Genomic DNA, 15,648 nt, shown 5'->3' on the forward strand with positions numbered 1-15,648 from the left:
TGCCGGTGCAATAATGTGCGCTGCAGGCCAAAGGCTTGCGTCAATCTGGCGCTATGTCGCTCATTTTGAGTGCGCTGTGGCGCCAATAGTGGGTTAACCTTGGGCGCTTGAAGGCAGGGGGAGCGCACAATTGGTGCGAAGCGGGTGCGGGTTGAAACAGACGTACGGGCGCCGGAGATAGCGTGTATCACAGGCAAGGAATAAAAAAGGGGCCTCTCATGAGGCCCCTTGTCGACTATGCACTGTGGTAATAGTTGGGTTGGTGCTACAGGCTAAGCTGTACCTGCAACCACAGTTTCTGAGTGTCTGCGCCATAGTCGTCGGCGGCGTAGTCGGCAAACTTTATCAGGGTTTTCAACTGGGGCGTCACCGCATAAGCGATCACCAGATCCCATTCTGTGCCGTAGTCAGTACTGCCCTGATCGGAGGAAAAATCGTGGTAAGTCAGCGCGAGTTTTACGGGCCCGACAGGTAGAGCGGCGCCAATGTATGCGTCGTGTATGCCTGCAGCAGGCGTGCCCAAAAACTTATCGGCAAAGCCCTGAAATTTATGGCCGGTCGCAAGTGGCGTTTGAAAGCCCTTAACGCCGGCGTCTGAGCCCAGCACTTCGTAACCACCGGTCAGTGCAACGCCTGCCAGTGTCGCCTTGGCTTCCAATAGGTAGTAGTCAGCCGAGTAACTGGCACTCGCATCGCCTGATTCGGATTGGGTGGCATAACTGGCGATGAAACTGACCGGATTAAAATCCCCTTGGTAACGCAGGCCGTAGGTTTGATTGGAGGCCGCTGCCGCGTTATCGAAATCCATGTCGTAAAAGAAGCCCACCAGCTTATGCGCTTCGCTTGGTTGCCATGCCGCATTTAATAGGTGCACGTCGCCGTCGAGAGTTGCCATGCTCCCGCTCGGTCCAAAAATACGGTTTACCTGAGCCACATAGCTATAGTCCGCAGTTACGTCACCGCCCTGCCATTGAAAGCGTGCGCCATCGTAGGTTTGTTCGTTCTGTCGCCAGGCTACGCCGCCCACGAATCGCTGGTCGTCGAGCACGATGCGCTGGCGACCACCGGTGGCGGAAAATCCGCCGGCTTGATACTTAGCGTACAGCTGATTCAGGTCGGTGCCGCTGGGGTCCGCCACGACTGGGTAGGTACTATTGCCATTCTGTGTGCTATTGAAATCGTCGTCCAGCAGGTGCCGAACGTCGTCAAATTCCAGGCCAAGGGTGATGCCACTGACTGCACCCGAGGTGAAGCTGAGGCGGGTGCGCAAGGTGTTTGCCGCCGCATCTTTGTCAAAGCCCGATTGTTCTACACCCTCGAAGCGGTAGCGTAAATCCAGTTGTGTTTTGCTGTCGTCCATAAACGTTTTGAGCGCAGTGTCTGCGACACTGGTGGTAGCCAGCAACGAGGTGGAAATGGCGAGTACGATTTTCTTCATGTGAGTTTTACCCGGTAGTGGTTGTTAAAACTGTCGTTGAATAATTTATTGGCGATGATTTTTATAACGCTTTTCATATCAATATATGTGCCAACGAATTCATTGGCGCGACTCGATGCACCCATGGTCGCAAGATCAAGTCCCGTTGTCCCGCGGAAATAGGGCGCCTGGCAGCCGGTAGTGTCTAAATAATTTGCTACTCAGCTGCAATTGCAAAGCGGTCGGTAGGACGGGCAGTTTACCCCAGTCTTGATCCGCCATGAGGCACTGCGCCACAAAAATTGGCTGTTTTGGTGCAGGGCGATTGCTGAATATGCGCGTGGTGGTGCAGCTTGCACTGCTTCGGTCCACCGGATAGACAGCGCCCCGACTTAATAGAGGCAGGCTAACAGGGCGATAACTCCGGCCCAGTGCGAGGCGTATAACGCAATGAATGTGTGTTGGGCGAGCCATAGCAGGTCGGATATTCAAAAAGCATTTATCAAAGCCAGGTGTCGCTCTTGAGTAGAGTGCGTTGTGGCCTGGCACACTTTCTGCTCTGTTGATTATCAGTTGGTAGATCCATTGATGAAGTGCACAGGCGAACAGCTTCGCTGGGTTGTTTGAATTGGAGTAACGATATGAGAATTGTAAAGGGGCTATTAGTCGCTTGCCTAAGCGCCATGATGGCGTTGCAGGCTCAGGCTGCAACGTTGGGTGAGGCCATTGACAAAGCAGGGCAGCAGCGCATGTTGTCGCAGCGCGTGGCGAACAGTTATCTATTGGTGCTTATTCAACCTGAAAGTACTAAGGGCCGCGATCGTATGCGGCGCGCCATCGCGCAGTTTGAAGCTAATGCTGCGCTATTGTCGACATTTTCGCCGGCTGCGCCCATTGCACTGCAGCTGCATAAAGTGATGTTGCAGTGGCAAAGTTATAAGCAGTTAGCGGAGGCACCGGCGAGTTTGAGTAATGCAGAGTCACTGCTGCGCCAAAGCGATGATCTTCTGGTCAGTGCGCACGGCTACGTGCAGGCGTTAGAGGCCTTGTCGGGGTCGAAGTCCGGTGAGCTGGTGAATATCGCGGGCAGGCAGCGCATGTTGTCCCAGCGCATAGCAAAAAATTATTTTTCTTATTTTTTGTCATTAGGTGGCGATGAGCGCATTCACGCCCTGTACGCGGATCTGGCAGAGTATGAGGCGGTGCTTGAACTCTTGCAGGCCAGTGAGCTGAATACGGAGGCTGTAACCTTGAAGTTGCGCAGGGTAGCGGGCCAGTTCATCTACGCAAAAAAAGGCTTCGACGGTTTGATGGCGTTGACGGGGGATCGACTGATTTTCGTGATCACCGGCACCACCGATGCGATGCTTAAAAATATGGACGATGTGACCAAGCTTTACGCTGCCCTCTAAGACTTAGCGGTAGTGCACGGCCAGCCAAATGCTGGTTTCTTTGGGGCAGGTCCACTCCACGCGGTGTTTGCAATGGGCGGGAATAATTAGCCAATCCCCGGGTAGCAGGTGTCGAGACTCGCCGTCAGCATAGCCCAGACGCGCCGCACCGGCCAGTAGCAGCACCCATTCGTCGTGCGGTTGATCGAACCACTCGCCGGCGGGCGTCGATTGGCCTTGGCTGACAATGCGCTCAATGTGCATACCCGGCGTTCGCACCAGCGTTTCAAAAATTTCTTCGGTTGAGGCGTCGGGCAGCTTGGTAAAGATATTATTGGGGTGCACGGCGCACTCCTGAATCTAATAGATATCGTGTAATCGTAAAAAGATGCATCTGTGTCGAACGCCGCTCTGCGCCGTCTGATTGGACGGCGTAGAGCGCGCGACAACTGTAAGCGCTAGACGAACGTCAAGGCGCGTGCGTTTAGCGTTGGCCTTAGCGAAATGCGAGCAAGACCGGCATCCGTGCGGCGCGCCAGGCTGGAAATACGCCGCTGATGAATCCAATAACCAGCGCCATTTGCATCCCCTGACCTATGAGCTCGGCGTTTAAGCGAAAACTGAACACCACCTGAGTAAAACTGCCTCCTAGTGTTGACGCATTGAGCCCGTCGAATAACAGATAGGCACACAGGGCGCCGATCACGCCGCCGACTGCCGCCAACACCATCGCTTCCACCAAGGTACCCAAAAACGCAGAGCCGGTATTGAAACCCAGTGTTCTGAGTGTGGCGATTTCCTTGGCGCGATCGGCCACCGAGGTGTACATGGTATTGAGTGCACCCGACAGGGCGCCAAGCGCCATCACCGCGCTGATGACTTGTCCGAAGATTGCCATGTAGCTAAGATTTCTGCTTTGGCCGGCAAAATAATCCTGTTCAGTTTGGACGTCGACATTGAGCTGTGGCTCGTTGTCGACAAAGGCCTTGATTGCGTCCAGCTGGCCCGGCTCGGTGAGTTTGGCGCGCACAGTTTGTACGCTACTGCCGCGATTGTACACGCTTTGAATCACCCGCAGGTCTGCCCAAAGTTCACTTTCGAAAACGTTGCCGCCGGTGCTAAAACTACCCACAATGCGCCATTCGGATTTGCCGATGCGCAAGGTGTTGCCCACCGCAAAACCTTCAAACTCGCGCTGCACGCCCAGGCCCACCACCAGTTCGTTGGTGCCGGGCGTAAACATGCGGCCTTCTACCATTTGGAAGCCCGTGCGCATGTCGACACCTGCGAGCTCCAGTCCGCGCAGCGGTAAGTTCGCCTCCGTTTGCGAGGCGCGCTTAATGCCGTCCACGATAACATAGAGCTCTGCCGAGATAATTGGGCCATTGTCGCCCTGGGCAATGCCCGGCGCCGTGGCGATGAGGTTGACCTGTTCGCGGCCCAGCCCGCTGTTGAGCTCCGCCGCGGAGCCACCCCGTAAAAACAGCGCAATATCGTGCGAGCCCGCGCCTTGTAATGTGACTTCAAAGCCCTTGTCCATGGCTAAAAATGCCAACAATATAGCCACCACAACGGCGTTGGCGAGTACCATGGCCAGGCTCATCCACAAGCGCCGAGGTAGGCTGCGCACGTTCATCGCAATCACGGCCCAGGTTTGTGCAAGAAATGACATCATAATTAACCCCGACTGAAGGCAGTGACAATGTTAAGGCGCAGGGCATTGAGGGCCGGCGCAATGCCGGTAATTAAACCCAGCAGTGTCATGTAGACCAAGGCCTGGCCAATCACATCCGGCCCCACGGCGATGCTCGGTAGAAAACGCGCCAGTTGTTCCGACATGGCGGCCACGATCAATGTGGCGGCGCCCAAGCCCAGCAGTCCACCGATGAAAGCCAGCAAAAGCGATTCGGCGAGCACCATGTTAAAAATGCGCAGCGACGTAAAGCCCAAGGTTTTCAGTACGGCAATTTCATTGGTGCGCTCGCGGATGGCCAGCACCATGGTGTTACCCACCACCACCAGAATGGTAAAAAAGGCCATAAATACGACGCCAAAAATAATCAACCCAATGTTGCCTATCTGCTCTAAAAACGCTTTGTTGAAGGCCTTTTCGGTACTGGTCTCAGTTTCGGCGCTGGAATTGGCAAAGGCTTCGTCGATGGCCTTGGCCACCGGCTCGTTTAAGGTTGCGTCGTCGGTAGTCAGTACCAGCCAGCCCACGTTATCGCCACCGTAACTGTTAGTCTCTCGAAAGTATCTGTAGTGAAAGACCATGTAGCCGGTGTCCACTTTGGCATCTTCCGCGCTAAAAATGCCATCCACCGTAAACTCCCAGGTCTGGCCGCCGGTTTTCTGGGAGAAAATGTTGGAGGATATAGGTACGCGATCGCCCACTTGCCAGCCATACACTTTGGCCAAACGCTCGCCCACCAACATGCCCGTTTGATTGGCGCGCCACTGTTGCATGTGTTCGGGATTAACCAACAGCTCGTTGTACACATCAAAGTAGGTGTCTGGATCGACGGCCATGGAAATGATTTGTACCGTGGGTTCCTGGTAGTAGCCGCCAAACCAGTTGGCGTGGGTGACATTTTTGACACCCTCCATGGCGCGAATTTTATTCACATAGGCGTAGGGCAGCGGCACCGTAAAGTTGATTTTATTGACGGTCACTAACCGATTGTCGGCCGACATCTCGATGCCGGAATCCAGCGAGCCTTTTAACGCCGATACAGCGCCAAAGATTGTAAATGCAATGAAGATGGAAAAAACCGTAAGTGTTAGTCGCAACTTTTTGCGCGTTAGGTTTTTATAGATCAGGTAGAGGTCGTTCATGCCGCCAATTCCTTGTCGACAAATTGGCCCTTATCTAAGTGCAGCGTGCGATTGGCATACTTGGCGGCCGAGGGGTCGTGGGTCACCATAATGATGGTTTTACCAAATTCGCGGTTTAGCAACTGTAACATTTTAAGGATTTCATCGGCCGTGGCCCGATCGAGGTCGCCGGTTGGTTCGTCACACAACAGCAGTTTAGGATCGGAAACCACAGCTCTGGCAATGGCAACCCGCTGCTGCTGTCCACCTGACAGTTCGCTGGGCATGTGCTTAGCGCGATCAGCCAGCCCGACGAGTTCCAACGCAGTGGCAACGCTTTGTTTGCGCGCACTGCTTGATAACTGGGTGAGCAACAAAGGCAGCTCTACATTGCGGGCGGCGTTGAGCATGGGCATTAGATTGTAGAATTGAAAAATATAGCCCACGTTGTTGGCGCGCCACTTTGCCAATTGATTCTCGCTAAGCGCGTCTATGCGATCGCCGTCAAATAGAATTTCACCTTCGGTGGGTTGATCCACTCCGCCCAATAGATTTAACAGAGTGGTTTTACCCGAGCCAGACGGTCCCATAATTGCTACAAAGTCACCCTTGTTGATACTCAGATTCAAGTTCTCAAAAATGGTAATGCTCTCTTTGCCTTTGACAAACCGCTTGGCAACTTTTTGTAGATCGAAGAGGTGTTCAGTGTGCATGGTTTGCTTCCCTTTCAGGTTCAATAAAAGGCCACTTTAACGCCCATGTCGGGCAGTATGCGGTCGTCTTTGGAGTCTATTTGAATGCGTACGCGCACCGTGGCCTTGCCGCGATCGGCGGTGGGGATAATGGCGGTAACGCTGGCGGGTATGGCCCAGTCTGGGTAGGCGTCGAGTTTGGCCTCCACCCTCTGCTGCGCGCTGACGCGGCCAATAAACGATTCGTTGACATCCACTTCGATTTCCAGCGAGTCCATGTCAACGATGGTGCAAATCCCGGTGCGGGTAAAACCCCCGCCGGCCGAGCTGGGCGCCACAATTTCGCCGGGCTGGGCATTTTTAACGGTGACAACACCGGCGAAGGGCGCGCGAATGGTGTGGTCGTCTAACACTTCGCGCCGTCGCTGCGCTTCAAATTGCGCGCTTTGCCAGTCGGCGTGGGCGGCCGCACGATTGGCCTGTGCGGTGGCCAGCTGGGTGTTGGCCTGGGTTTTTTCCAGTTCGCTGGAATATTGGTTTTCTTGCGCCCGCCGGGCCTGTCGCTCGGCCTCCGCCAGTGCAGCTATGGCACTGTCTAGCCGCGCCTTGGCCGCCGTCACCATGGCTTGTGCCTGCTGCAAGCTAACCTGCGCCAGCGTGTCGTCCAAGCGGGCCAGTATTTGCCCTTCTCTGACGGCCATCCCCTCCTCGACCTCGACGGTTTTAATCAATCCCATCAGCTCGGCCGACACAGTGGCCACGCGGCGCGGGGTGATATAGCCAGAGGCATTGAGTACCGCGTTGCCGGTTGCACCCGGCGGTGTGTCCGCGCGTGTTTCTGGCACAGGTGCGGCTGCAGGCGCTTGGGAAACGGATTCGGTGGTTTGTATCGGTGCGATGGCCGGCGCACTTTCCGGCGCTAAACCATAGCCCAGTGCCGCCCCGACAAGGGCTGTGCTAATGGCAATGGCCAGTACCGCACCGCGACTGATTCCGCTGGCTGTCGCGGTCGCCGCGCGGTCGATTTTGAGTTTGTGTAATAGCTCTGTGGTGTTGCGTGTATCGCTGTCCATGTGATCGGTCACTGTTGTGCGAGCCTGGCGCGGAATGCCTGGAGTACAGCCTTGTACCTTTCGCTCTCAGTGAGCGGTAGCAGGCCTCGCAATGGTGTTATTAGTATGGCTGCGGCGAGGCCTATAGTCCCACTTTTCTGGATGGGAAAAAAGCGTTACGTCTGATCGAAGACCGGCGTGGGTTTGCGCTGCTCGTCGATGGCGACAAATTTGAACTCACCGCTAATGGCCTGGTGCTGGCCGTCGGCGTACATGCTTTCAATGCAAATATCCACGCGCACCGTGAGGCTGGTACGGCCCACGTGGATTACGCGCGCCACCAGTTCCACAAAGGTGCCCGCGGGAATGGGCTCTTTAAAATCAATGCGGTCGGTGGAAACGGTAACCAGGGGTTTGCGACAAAAGCGGGTCGCCGAAATAAATGCCGCTTCATCCATCCAGGACAGCGCCTGGCCGCCAAAGAGCGTATTGTGGTGGTTGGTGGTATTGGGAAAAATCGCTTTTACAATTCGGGTTTCAGACAGCGCCTGGCGGCGGGAAAAGGCTTCGGTCATGGTGGGGCTCCTGTGTCAGGCGCCAGTGTACCGGGGCCCGGGTGGCGGGCCAAACCAATTACTTTCAAGCTAACGATGAAGCACACTCATACATCGGGGGCGCACTGCGCCCCCGGAACGGCGATGATTAGGATTAATGGGTGATGCGTCGAAACTCGGCGGACTCCTGAGGGCAGGCAATGGTGGCGTGTTCCACCTGGCACATCAGGCTAACAAAGGCCTGAGTATCAAGGTGCACCAGATGCCGGTGGTTGCCCGCTTCAAAGTAAATTTCCTTGTGGTTGTTGAGACTGTTGTCCCAGATAACTTTCATGCCGTACACCTGGCCCAGCGCGGGCACAGCGCCGAGGGCACAATCTGGAAAGAGATCTTCCAGCTCCGCTTCCAGTGCCAGCCGGTGACGGCCGCCGCGCTCGCGATCCAGCCAATCCAGCACCAGCAGGTGGGTAGCGGGCATGATGCACATGATGAACAGGTCGTTTTCTTTAACCACCACGGCCTTTGCCAGTACGGCGGGGGCGATCCTGGCACTGCGGGCTGTCTGCAGTGAAGACTGGGTGCGCGGGTGCTCGACGATGTCGTGTGGTATTTGGCGGCTGTGTAGGTAGTTGGCCACCGATTGAGCAATTTGCATGGGTGTCCTCCTTTGCGTCTGTCGTGCCTGGGGTCAGACAGGCCTATGATCCCACCGCAGGACGTGAATAGCTAAGAAGGAATAGGGCTTACCAGTGCGCGGCTAAGTTCCCTTGGCCATAACGCGTTGTCGCAGCGCTGGCCATAAGATTACTGGCTTTTGGGCGACGCAGTGGCGGCGGCTTGCAGGTACACAGCGCCGGTACCGCGGGCAGCCGCTGCATCGCCGGCATTGCGCAGCTGACATTTTTTAAGCGACAGGCAACCGCAACCGATACAGCCGTCTAACTGATCGCGCAGCTTTTCCAGTTGCGCAATGCGCGCTTGCAATTGCGCGCGCCACTGGGTTGAGAGCTTGCGCCAGTCTGCACTGGTGGGCGTGCGCTGCTCCGGTAGTTGTTGCAGTGCGGCGGCAATTTCCTTCAAAGGAATACCCAGCCGCTGCGCGGTTTTAATCACACCCAGGCGGCGCAACACACTCATGGGGTAGCGGCGTTGATTGCCCCCATTGCGTTGGCTGCTGATCAATCCCGACTGCTCGTAGAAGTGCAAGGTGGCCACGCTAAGGCCGCTGCGAGCCGCCACTTGGCCCACAGACAGCAGTTTTTCTGAGTGTGTTCGCGCCATGGGAGTGTCCGGCGTTTAGGTTTTTAGTGAAGAGGTTGACCTCAAGTTAACTTGAGGTTTTACACTCGCGGCCAATCACAGTCAAGCGCCCAAGGAGGCACACTATGATCGCAACAACACAATTCATCCTGGCCGTTAACGCGCAATCTGCGCAAACTTTTTGGCAACAATTTAATGCAGCGATGGTGAACAAATGAACAGCGAATTTCCCGAGCTACTGGGCATTGATCACGTGCATTTATTAGTGCCCGACAAAGCGCAAGCGGCGCACTGGTACAGCGAGAACCTGGGCTTTCACATTGTCGAGTCGCTACGCGATTGGAATACCCCAACCGGGCCCTTAACTATCGCCGATGCATCTGGCCGGGTGCACTTGGCGCTGTTCCAGGCCGATGAATATACGCCGCTCAAAGCGCTGGCCTTTAAGGCCTCGGGTGCGGGATTGCTGGCCTGGCAGCGCCACCTGCAAGATCGTGGACTGTCGCTGCGCACCGCCGATCACGGCGCTAGCTGCTCGCTGTATTTCACCGACCGCTTTGGCCACTATCACGAAATTACCAGCCCAGAGACAGAACCGATTCGCGCGGCCTGGAACTAGGCGTTTTGCGTCAGCAGGTAATCCAGCCCACCGCAGATGGCCGCCACTTGTGCAGCGGTGCACTGCGCGGGTGTGGTGTTGGGGCTGTCTGGGTAGACCTCGGTGGTGGAGGTGTAGGGCGCCTGCGTCATGCCGGCGCACAGGCCCAATTTTTGGGTGGCGTATTCGATAACGCCGGGCTGGCTGATTGGGCTGCCGATGAGTTTATTGTCGGCGTCGGGCTCGGCAATGTGGGTCACGGTTTGGACGCGCGATAGTATGGCGCGTTGAAAGGCGGGCGTGGGCCGGCTGCTGCAATCCACCAGGTAGAAGCCGTCGGGAATGTTCCAGTTTTTGTTGGTTACGCCGTCGCGCGCCGCCAGCGCGGGCCGGAATTCCGCGTTGTCGGAATCGGTGGTTTCGTGCAGGTCTATGTGCGCCAGCGGGGTGATGGCCAGTTGCTGCAGGTAGGCCTTTAAGGACTGCGACTCCTGGGCCTGGCCCGCCTCGCCGAAGGCGCGGTTGGGGTCTATGGCGTGGGGGTTCCAGCGGTTGATGGTTTCGTAACCCCAGGGGCTCACGCAGGGCACCACGATTAAATTAAAGTGCGCCGCATAGTGCGCGGCCTCGGATTCCAGAAAGGCCAGCGCGCCCATGACGCCGCTGGTTTCGTAGCCGTGCACGCCGCCGGTGATCAGGACCGTGGGGCGCCCGGCAACCGCTGGTGCGTGTACCGCCAGCAGCGGGTAGCGATTGCCTGTGGGTAGCGCGCTATAGTCGAGCTCGCCGTATTGCGCTACGCGAAACAACGGCGGCAGAGCGTGAATGCGCGGCAGAATATCCTGGGCGTGCCGTCGGTGGCTGCGCTGCTGCTCTAACCACTGGGCTTTTTCGGCGGCGCCCCAGGCTTGGCCCGGGGTGCCAATGGGGTAGTGTGTGTCTGTCATGTGTGATTCCTGTTCGGGTGCGGTGGCGCGCTTATTCGCGCTAGCCCGCACGGCCCATGTTATTTTTTGCGCCCTGGCCGACCGCGCCAGTAAAGTTGTACGCCTAAACCGGTGAGCGCAAATAACAGGCCGATGCCCAACAGGCCGACGATTTGGTCCAGGGTGCGATTGCCGGTCCAGCGCAGGTAGTGAATATTGTACAGGGTGTCGATCAAGTCTGTGTCGGCGCCCCGCTGCGTTAGGCGCAAGGTTTGCCAATTGAGTGTGATCTGCACACCGGTCGTCGTCGTGGCGCTCAGGTCCTGCACTTCAGCTACTCGACCGTAGCGAACTGGATGGTGGTCGATGGCGTCGTCGATCAGCGCGCGTAGTTGTTCAGCGGTTGGGGGTGGGAAAGGTTGCTGGGTGAGCGCGTTCACGTGAAAGGGCGCGCCCTGCAATTGTCCGAGTAGGTGCTGCCCCAACACTGTGTGTAGCCAGCGCACATCCTGCCAACCGGGCTGCGGTGTGAGCGAGGCATCCGCGGGCAGCGGATAGGTTTTTACCGCAAGTTGCGCGTAGGCGTCGGCGTAACCGGGTTTAAAATAAAACACCAAGCCCGTGGCGCCCCAACAAAACAGTGGCAGGCAAAGCAGAATGCCGAGTGTGCGGTGTAAAGGTCTATGTGTCATCCGTGCATTGCGCCTGTGGGTGTCAGCCATTTTAATCCGACAATGCCCGCCACAATTAAACCGATGCAGGCCAAGCGCTTGAGCTCCGCCGGCTCGCCCAGCCACAGAATGCCGGCCAGGGCGACGCCCACGGCGCCAATGCCGGTCCAAATGGCGTAGCCGGTGCCGATAGGAATACTTTTTAAGGCCAGCGCCAGGCAGCCAAAACTGATGCACATGGCGCCCAGCGTAAGCACGGTGGGCCAAAGGCGGGTGAAGCCCTCGCTGTATTTAAGCCCCAGCGCCCAAACAATTTCGAAGATGCCCGCCAGCACCAGATAAACCCAAGCCATAAAATGATTCTCTGTGGTAAAAGGCGCCATGGTAACAGGCCGCTGGGTTTGAGTGCCGTTTTGGCACCGGTGTGGCCGCGATTTTTATCGATGCAGTGTCGCTTAAGTAGGGGCCTCAAGTGGCCTGTGTTTCACTGGCGCAGGCTGTTGCGACAGGTTTGAGTGGCGCTTGGTAAATCAGCAAGTCCTGGCGCTGGCCATTGGGTGCGCTGTGGTCTGGCAATCGATCCACGCAGATGGCGCCGGCTTTTTCCGCAATGCGAATGCTGGCCGCGTTTTGCTCTAGGCAGTGCCAGACCAGCGCGCGCACTGGGCAGTCGGGCAGCTGCTGGGCGAAGAGTTGCGGCAGGCGCGCAATCACTCGGCCGATAATTCCGAGACCCTGTTGATCTGGGCTTAGCCAGTAACCCAGCTCCGCCGTGTGGCTTGCCGAGTCGATCGATTTAACGGCAAACACACCGCAGCTGCGCCCCAGATACTGCACCTTAAACCAGCGCGCATTGGGCAAGCCGCTGGCGATGCGTTGCCGAATATACTCGGCGGCAGTGGGCACATCGATCACCTGCGGCACCCAATATAAAAACGCGGCCAGGTGCGCGCGGTGCTGCGCCACCAGGTTGAATATTTCCTGGGCATCGGCGAGTTGCAAAGGTGCGAGGGCAATGTCGCGATCGATGTGAAAATACGATGGCATGGTTTGCTGTAAACGACGAGGTTTTCGGCGTGCCCTTAGCGCACGTGAATGGTAATTAATGTTTCTTCGCCGCCATTGCGTTGAATGGTCAAGGGCAGTGTATCGCCCGCTTCGCGCGCCATTAATTTTTTGGCTTTGCTGGCGGGGCAGCCGGGTATACGGCACCCGTCGATGGACACCACCTGATCGCCCACCAAAATGCCGGCCGCTTCGGCCGCCGAATCGGGTTTGACCTCGGAAATTTTAAAGTGGCTGATTTCGGGGCTGAAAATACCGTCGGTACCCACTTCGGCGGCGATACCAATGCTGCCTTTAGCAAAACAGAGCGCGGGCGACAGGAATAAAACGGCGATTGCGAAAAATTTCATACATTGTCCTGAGTGTTTGCGGTATTTGCGACGTCGGTGTTGCAAATGCCTGCTGATGTAATCTTGGCGGGCGACAATATAGCGCGGTTCAATTGGCTTGGCCCAATGGCGCTGTGTCAAAAATGCACAGCCTACTGAAAATATTCACCGCGAGCCAGCCGTTACCAGCCGTTAATGGCGCCGTACTCGGCCCCGTTAATGGCGCCCATCGACACCAGTACTGCGCGCGAGGTTACGACATTGGCCAGCGATGTGATTGGTGGCAGCGAGGATGTGCCTTGGGCCACGGGTGGGTTTGGGTACTCGGGGGCACCAAACAGATTACCTCGTACACATATGGATGCATCGAATCCCATGACGACAACGGTTTGATACTGACCAATAAAGTTTCGAAAGGCGGCATGCACACTGCCCATGTGGCGATGCCCCTGTTCGTTGACGGCGACGGGTGCTGCAAAGGCGTTGAATTCGGGTTGTAGCGCCTGGCACACCGGTTGGGTGTTGCCAATGTGCAGGGCGCAGACATTGCCGTTTCTGTGGCGGACGGCCGTGAGCACCGACTTCATATGATCGATCACCGTCATGCCGTCGATCAGTGTCTGCATGCCACCCTGGACGGCGTCCACGTGGATGAGCACCGCACCGACGGGTGCCGCCGATTGGTACACGAAGTCTTCGATACTGGAGATGTTGGGCCCCACCCACTGACTTGCCGGTTGCAAGCGTTGAAAATTGTGGTGCATACCGGGGCCATAGGGGTTGAAGTTTGCCGGTAGAGGCGTTTGTGTAAACCGAATGGCCCGCGAGCGCGTGGCGCCCAGTGCGGCCCATTGGTTTTGCGCAATGGGGTAGGTGCGCTGCAAAAAGTGCAATGCCTTTTTATATTTATTGGCTTTATTGCCATAGGCGGCGTCCTGGCGCCCGCGCAGGTTGGCAATAGCGCCCGTCACCTGCGCCGCCGTGCCGTTGACGTCGCGCAGTATTGCTACTAAAGGTGCAAGCGAGCTGGTTTTTACTCGTGAATAAGTTGGATTTGTGGCCGTAACAATTTGCAAAAATGCATTAATTTGGGCGTAAGCGGGCATAGTAATCAGGCTCTGCTGTTGTGAAGGCCACACACTGTGATAGACGATGAGTGATCAGACGGGTGACGGGAAAGCTGATCATAGGGCACAACAAGCGAGCGTACTAGTCGCGTTGAGCTTGTGTGTTCTTTAACGCGTCAAACATTTGCTGCACTGATCAACAGTGATCTTGAATAACTTTATTCACAGGGAGAGGAACCTATGGCTAACAATGGCCCCGATTTAATCAATGCGCTGGTAAACAACGCGACGCTGATGGCCTTGGACAACTGCCCGGCGGTGCCGGTGCACGTTGGTGCGGCTGTGTGCGGCAGCCTTCAAAACGATGACAAGGGTGTGGCGCTGGCACCCGGCAAGTCCTTGAAGGACGACATTGCGCGGCTAATTTGTTTTTCCGGCATCACGTCGGAAACTTCCGTATGGCACTTTAGTACAGGCGCTCCGGTGCACCACTTTGTGGTGGTGCCCTGGTACAAGCACGACTACCCGCACGGCTGGGTGTACACGGTGTTCATAGCCTATGAAAATCACTACACAGTGCAACAGTATGTGGCGGGTGCGGGCGGCTCGGCGCCGGCGCACAAACCGGGTGGCTATAAACACTACTGGAGCGCCACTGAGTTGAGCGACATGTTGTACGAATTGTTAACCAGTGGTTCGGCTTGGGAAACCTATTTTGGCAGCGTAGGTGCGGCGAAAAACCTGTCGCTTACCTGCTATAAGTACAAAGTTGTGAGCCTGATATCGGCCATCAGACAGGTGACTAATTACACGCAATTGTAATTGTGCCGTTAATCGCGTGTGGGTAAGGCTGGTCGGTACTGTGGGTCGATACAGTGGGTAGGGATGGCCGGTTGCGCTAGCAGGCCGATATAATTGGCCAAAACCACAACAGAGAGGGCTGGTCGATGTTAAGGACACTCTTGCGGGCGGGGTTAATAGTGGCGTGTGCGCAGTCTGCCGTCGTGTGGGCTGAAGCCGCTGCCGACGATGCTCGCGCGCTCGCGTTGCTGCAAACCCATTGCACGGCCTGTCACCAATTGGATCGTCTGGCGCACAGCAGCGGCTACAGCCGCGCAGGCTGGGATGCACTTATTGACACCATGGTGGCCTTGCCCGCCGGCTCAGAGCGAAGGGTGATGGTGCAATACCTGGCCAAGCAGTTCCCGGAAAGCCAAAGGCGCAGCCCCAACTTGCTGGCGGGCAATACCACTCTGGCTTTCAAAGAATGGGTGGTGCCCACCTTGGGCCAGCGCGCGCGCGATCCGGTGCAGGCACCCGACGGATCTATTTGGTGGGCGGGCCAGTGGGGTAATTTGATCGGGCGCATCGACCCAACCACCGGCGAAATGCGGGAGTACCCGCTGCCGCCCCGCGCTATGCCGCACTCGGTGACCGCCGACGCGGCTGGCAACATCTGGTACACGGGCAACCGGAACGGCACTGTGGGCATGCTGAATCCGACCACCGGCAAACTGACGGAATATCCTATGCCGGATTCGGAGGCCCGCGATCCGCACACGGCAATTTTTGATCGGCACGGCAAGCTGTGGTTTACCTTGCAGCACAGCAACAAGGTGGGTCGCCTGGACCCGGCCAGCGGGGCTATACAACTCATCACACTGCCCACGCCCAACGCCCGCCCCTACGGGATTAAACTGGATGCCCAGGGCGCGCCCTGGGTGGCCTGCAATGGCAGCAACTGCCTGGTGAAAATAAATCCGCAAACCATGGCTGTCACCACCTATCGGCTACCCGATCCGCAAACCCGGG

General features: G+C 56.8%; 19 protein-coding genes. 4 read left to right on the forward strand and 15 right to left on the reverse strand.

Going from position 1 to position 15,648, the window contains the following annotated elements; translation table 11 throughout:
* Window positions 1-265 precede the first annotated feature (265 nt).
* Entirely contained in the window at window positions 266-1,438 is a 1,173-nt protein-coding gene (locus ACW8F6_RS15315; RefSeq protein WP_491576749.1) for an alginate export family protein, read from the reverse strand.
* A 620-nt stretch (window positions 1,439-2,058) separates the two neighbouring features.
* Between ACW8F6_RS15315 and ACW8F6_RS15320 the strand changes: the two genes are divergently transcribed.
* Entirely contained in the window at window positions 2,059-2,829 is a 771-nt protein-coding gene (locus ACW8F6_RS15320) for a type IV pili methyl-accepting chemotaxis transducer N-terminal domain-containing protein (RefSeq protein ID WP_491576750.1), read from the forward strand.
* Window positions 2,830-2,832: 3 nt separating this feature from the next.
* Here the strand turns inward: ACW8F6_RS15320 and ACW8F6_RS15325 are convergent, their stop codons facing one another.
* The 8 genes from ACW8F6_RS15325 to soxR all read right to left on the reverse strand — a co-directional run bounded on the left by ACW8F6_RS15325 (window position 2,833) and on the right by soxR (window position 9,201).
* The gene (locus ACW8F6_RS15325) at window positions 2,833-3,153 is read right to left on the reverse strand and encodes a cupin domain-containing protein (RefSeq protein WP_491576751.1); all 321 of its coding nucleotides are present in this window, start codon (window positions 3,151-3,153) and stop codon (window positions 2,833-2,835) included.
* Between the two features lie 151 nt (window positions 3,154-3,304).
* Window positions 3,305-4,483 (reverse strand): ABC transporter permease, encoded by a 1,179-nt coding sequence (locus tag ACW8F6_RS15330; protein WP_491576752.1) that lies wholly within the window; start codon window positions 4,481-4,483, stop codon window positions 3,305-3,307.
* Window positions 4,484-4,485: 2 nt separating this feature from the next.
* A complete protein-coding gene (locus ACW8F6_RS15335; protein WP_491576753.1) occupies window positions 4,486-5,643 on the reverse strand; it encodes an ABC transporter permease in 1,158 nt (385 codons plus the stop codon).
* Window positions 5,640-6,335, reverse strand: a complete 696-nt coding sequence (locus tag ACW8F6_RS15340) for an ABC transporter ATP-binding protein (RefSeq protein WP_491576754.1) — start codon at window positions 6,333-6,335, stop codon at window positions 5,640-5,642. Before ACW8F6_RS15340 ends, ACW8F6_RS15335 begins: the two co-directional genes overlap by 4 nt.
* Window positions 6,336-6,355: 20 nt before the next feature.
* On the reverse strand, window positions 6,356-7,399 hold the full coding sequence (locus tag ACW8F6_RS15345; RefSeq protein ID WP_491576755.1) for an efflux RND transporter periplasmic adaptor subunit: 1,044 nt from the start codon (window positions 7,397-7,399) through the stop codon (window positions 6,356-6,358).
* A gap of 143 nt (window positions 7,400-7,542) precedes the next feature.
* A complete protein-coding gene (locus ACW8F6_RS15350; RefSeq protein ID WP_491576756.1) occupies window positions 7,543-7,941 on the reverse strand; it encodes an acyl-CoA thioesterase in 399 nt (132 codons plus the stop codon).
* Window positions 7,942-8,074: 133 nt separating this feature from the next.
* A complete protein-coding gene (locus tag ACW8F6_RS15355; protein ID WP_491576757.1) occupies window positions 8,075-8,575 on the reverse strand; it encodes an aminoacyl-tRNA deacylase in 501 nt (166 codons plus the stop codon).
* Window positions 8,576-8,724: 149 nt separating this feature from the next.
* Window positions 8,725-9,201: a redox-sensitive transcriptional activator SoxR gene (gene soxR, locus ACW8F6_RS15360; protein ID WP_491576758.1), complete on the reverse strand. Its 477-nt coding sequence runs from the start codon at window positions 9,199-9,201 to the stop codon at window positions 8,725-8,727.
* 193 nt (window positions 9,202-9,394) lie between these two features.
* Here soxR and ACW8F6_RS15365 point away from each other — a divergent pair, with 193 nt between their 5' ends.
* On the forward strand, window positions 9,395-9,799 hold the full coding sequence (locus ACW8F6_RS15365) for a VOC family protein (protein WP_491576759.1): 405 nt from the start codon (window positions 9,395-9,397) through the stop codon (window positions 9,797-9,799).
* Here the strand turns inward: ACW8F6_RS15365 and ACW8F6_RS15370 are convergent.
* The 6 genes from ACW8F6_RS15370 to ACW8F6_RS15395 form a co-directional block, all read right to left on the reverse strand.
* Window positions 9,796-10,725: a M14 family metallopeptidase gene (locus ACW8F6_RS15370; RefSeq protein WP_491576760.1), complete on the reverse strand. Its 930-nt coding sequence runs from the start codon at window positions 10,723-10,725 to the stop codon at window positions 9,796-9,798. The genes ACW8F6_RS15365 and ACW8F6_RS15370 overlap by 4 nt on opposite strands.
* A gap of 59 nt (window positions 10,726-10,784) precedes the next feature.
* Complete coding sequence (locus ACW8F6_RS15375) at window positions 10,785-11,396, reverse strand: PepSY domain-containing protein (RefSeq protein WP_491576761.1); 612 nt, start codon at window positions 11,394-11,396, stop codon at window positions 10,785-10,787.
* The gene (sugE, locus tag ACW8F6_RS15380) at window positions 11,393-11,728 is read right to left on the reverse strand and encodes a quaternary ammonium compound efflux SMR transporter SugE (protein WP_491576762.1); all 336 of its coding nucleotides are present in this window, start codon (window positions 11,726-11,728) and stop codon (window positions 11,393-11,395) included. The genes ACW8F6_RS15375 and sugE overlap by 4 nt, the downstream gene beginning before the upstream one ends.
* A gap of 115 nt (window positions 11,729-11,843) precedes the next feature.
* Entirely contained in the window at window positions 11,844-12,422 is a 579-nt protein-coding gene (locus tag ACW8F6_RS15385; RefSeq protein WP_491576763.1) for a GNAT family N-acetyltransferase, read from the reverse strand.
* Between the two features lie 35 nt (window positions 12,423-12,457).
* Entirely contained in the window at window positions 12,458-12,790 is a 333-nt protein-coding gene (locus tag ACW8F6_RS15390; protein ID WP_491576764.1) for a PDZ domain-containing protein, read from the reverse strand.
* A gap of 161 nt (window positions 12,791-12,951) precedes the next feature.
* On the reverse strand, window positions 12,952-13,875 hold the full coding sequence (locus ACW8F6_RS15395) for a hypothetical protein (protein ID WP_491576765.1): 924 nt from the start codon (window positions 13,873-13,875) through the stop codon (window positions 12,952-12,954).
* Window positions 13,876-14,076: 201 nt separating this feature from the next.
* On the opposite strand from ACW8F6_RS15395, the gene ACW8F6_RS15400 reads away from it, so the two are divergent.
* Both ACW8F6_RS15400 and ACW8F6_RS15405 read left to right on the forward strand, forming a co-directional pair.
* The gene (locus ACW8F6_RS15400; protein ID WP_491576766.1) at window positions 14,077-14,658 is read left to right on the forward strand and encodes a hypothetical protein; all 582 of its coding nucleotides are present in this window, start codon (window positions 14,077-14,079) and stop codon (window positions 14,656-14,658) included.
* A 125-nt stretch (window positions 14,659-14,783) separates the two neighbouring features.
* Window positions 14,784-15,648 (forward strand): Vgb family protein (locus tag ACW8F6_RS15405; protein ID WP_491576767.1); only part of this gene is annotated, 865 nt, incomplete at its 3' end.

This window comes from Simiduia sp. (assembly GCF_058345725.1).

Excerpts from the sequence above, each read along its gene's own strand:
- ACW8F6_RS15330 (WP_491576752.1), bottom strand. The coding sequence starts at position 4,483 with ATGATGTCATTTCTTGCACAAACCTGGGCCGTGATTGCGATGAACGTG.
- ACW8F6_RS15340 (WP_491576754.1), bottom strand. The coding sequence starts at position 6,335 with ATGCACACTGAACACCTCTTCGATCTACAAAAAGTTGCCAAGCGGTTT.
- ACW8F6_RS15395 (WP_491576765.1), bottom strand. The coding sequence starts at position 13,875 with ATGCCCGCTTACGCCCAAATTAATGCATTTTTGCAAATTGTTACGGCC.
- ACW8F6_RS15390 (WP_491576764.1), bottom strand. The coding sequence starts at position 12,790 with ATGAAATTTTTCGCAATCGCCGTTTTATTCCTGTCGCCCGCGCTCTGT.
- ACW8F6_RS15365 (WP_491576759.1), top strand. The coding sequence starts at position 9,395 with ATGAACAGCGAATTTCCCGAGCTACTGGGCATTGATCACGTGCATTTA.
- ACW8F6_RS15375 (WP_491576761.1), bottom strand. The coding sequence starts at position 11,396 with ATGACACATAGACCTTTACACCGCACACTCGGCATTCTGCTTTGCCTG.
- ACW8F6_RS15355 (WP_491576757.1), bottom strand. The coding sequence starts at position 8,575 with ATGCAAATTGCTCAATCGGTGGCCAACTACCTACACAGCCGCCAAATA.
- sugE (WP_491576762.1), bottom strand. The coding sequence starts at position 11,728 with ATGGCTTGGGTTTATCTGGTGCTGGCGGGCATCTTCGAAATTGTTTGG.
- ACW8F6_RS15320 (WP_491576750.1), top strand. The coding sequence starts at position 2,059 with ATGAGAATTGTAAAGGGGCTATTAGTCGCTTGCCTAAGCGCCATGATG.
- soxR (WP_491576758.1), bottom strand. The coding sequence starts at position 9,201 with ATGGCGCGAACACACTCAGAAAAACTGCTGTCTGTGGGCCAAGTGGCG.
- ACW8F6_RS15350 (WP_491576756.1), bottom strand. The coding sequence starts at position 7,941 with ATGACCGAAGCCTTTTCCCGCCGCCAGGCGCTGTCTGAAACCCGAATT.
- ACW8F6_RS15335 (WP_491576753.1), bottom strand. The coding sequence starts at position 5,643 with ATGAACGACCTCTACCTGATCTATAAAAACCTAACGCGCAAAAAGTTG.
- ACW8F6_RS15400 (WP_491576766.1), top strand. The coding sequence starts at position 14,077 with ATGGCTAACAATGGCCCCGATTTAATCAATGCGCTGGTAAACAACGCG.
- ACW8F6_RS15315 (WP_491576749.1), bottom strand. The coding sequence starts at position 1,438 with ATGAAGAAAATCGTACTCGCCATTTCCACCTCGTTGCTGGCTACCACC.
- ACW8F6_RS15370 (WP_491576760.1), bottom strand. The coding sequence starts at position 10,725 with ATGACAGACACACACTACCCCATTGGCACCCCGGGCCAAGCCTGGGGC.
- ACW8F6_RS15385 (WP_491576763.1), bottom strand. The coding sequence starts at position 12,422 with ATGCCATCGTATTTTCACATCGATCGCGACATTGCCCTCGCACCTTTG.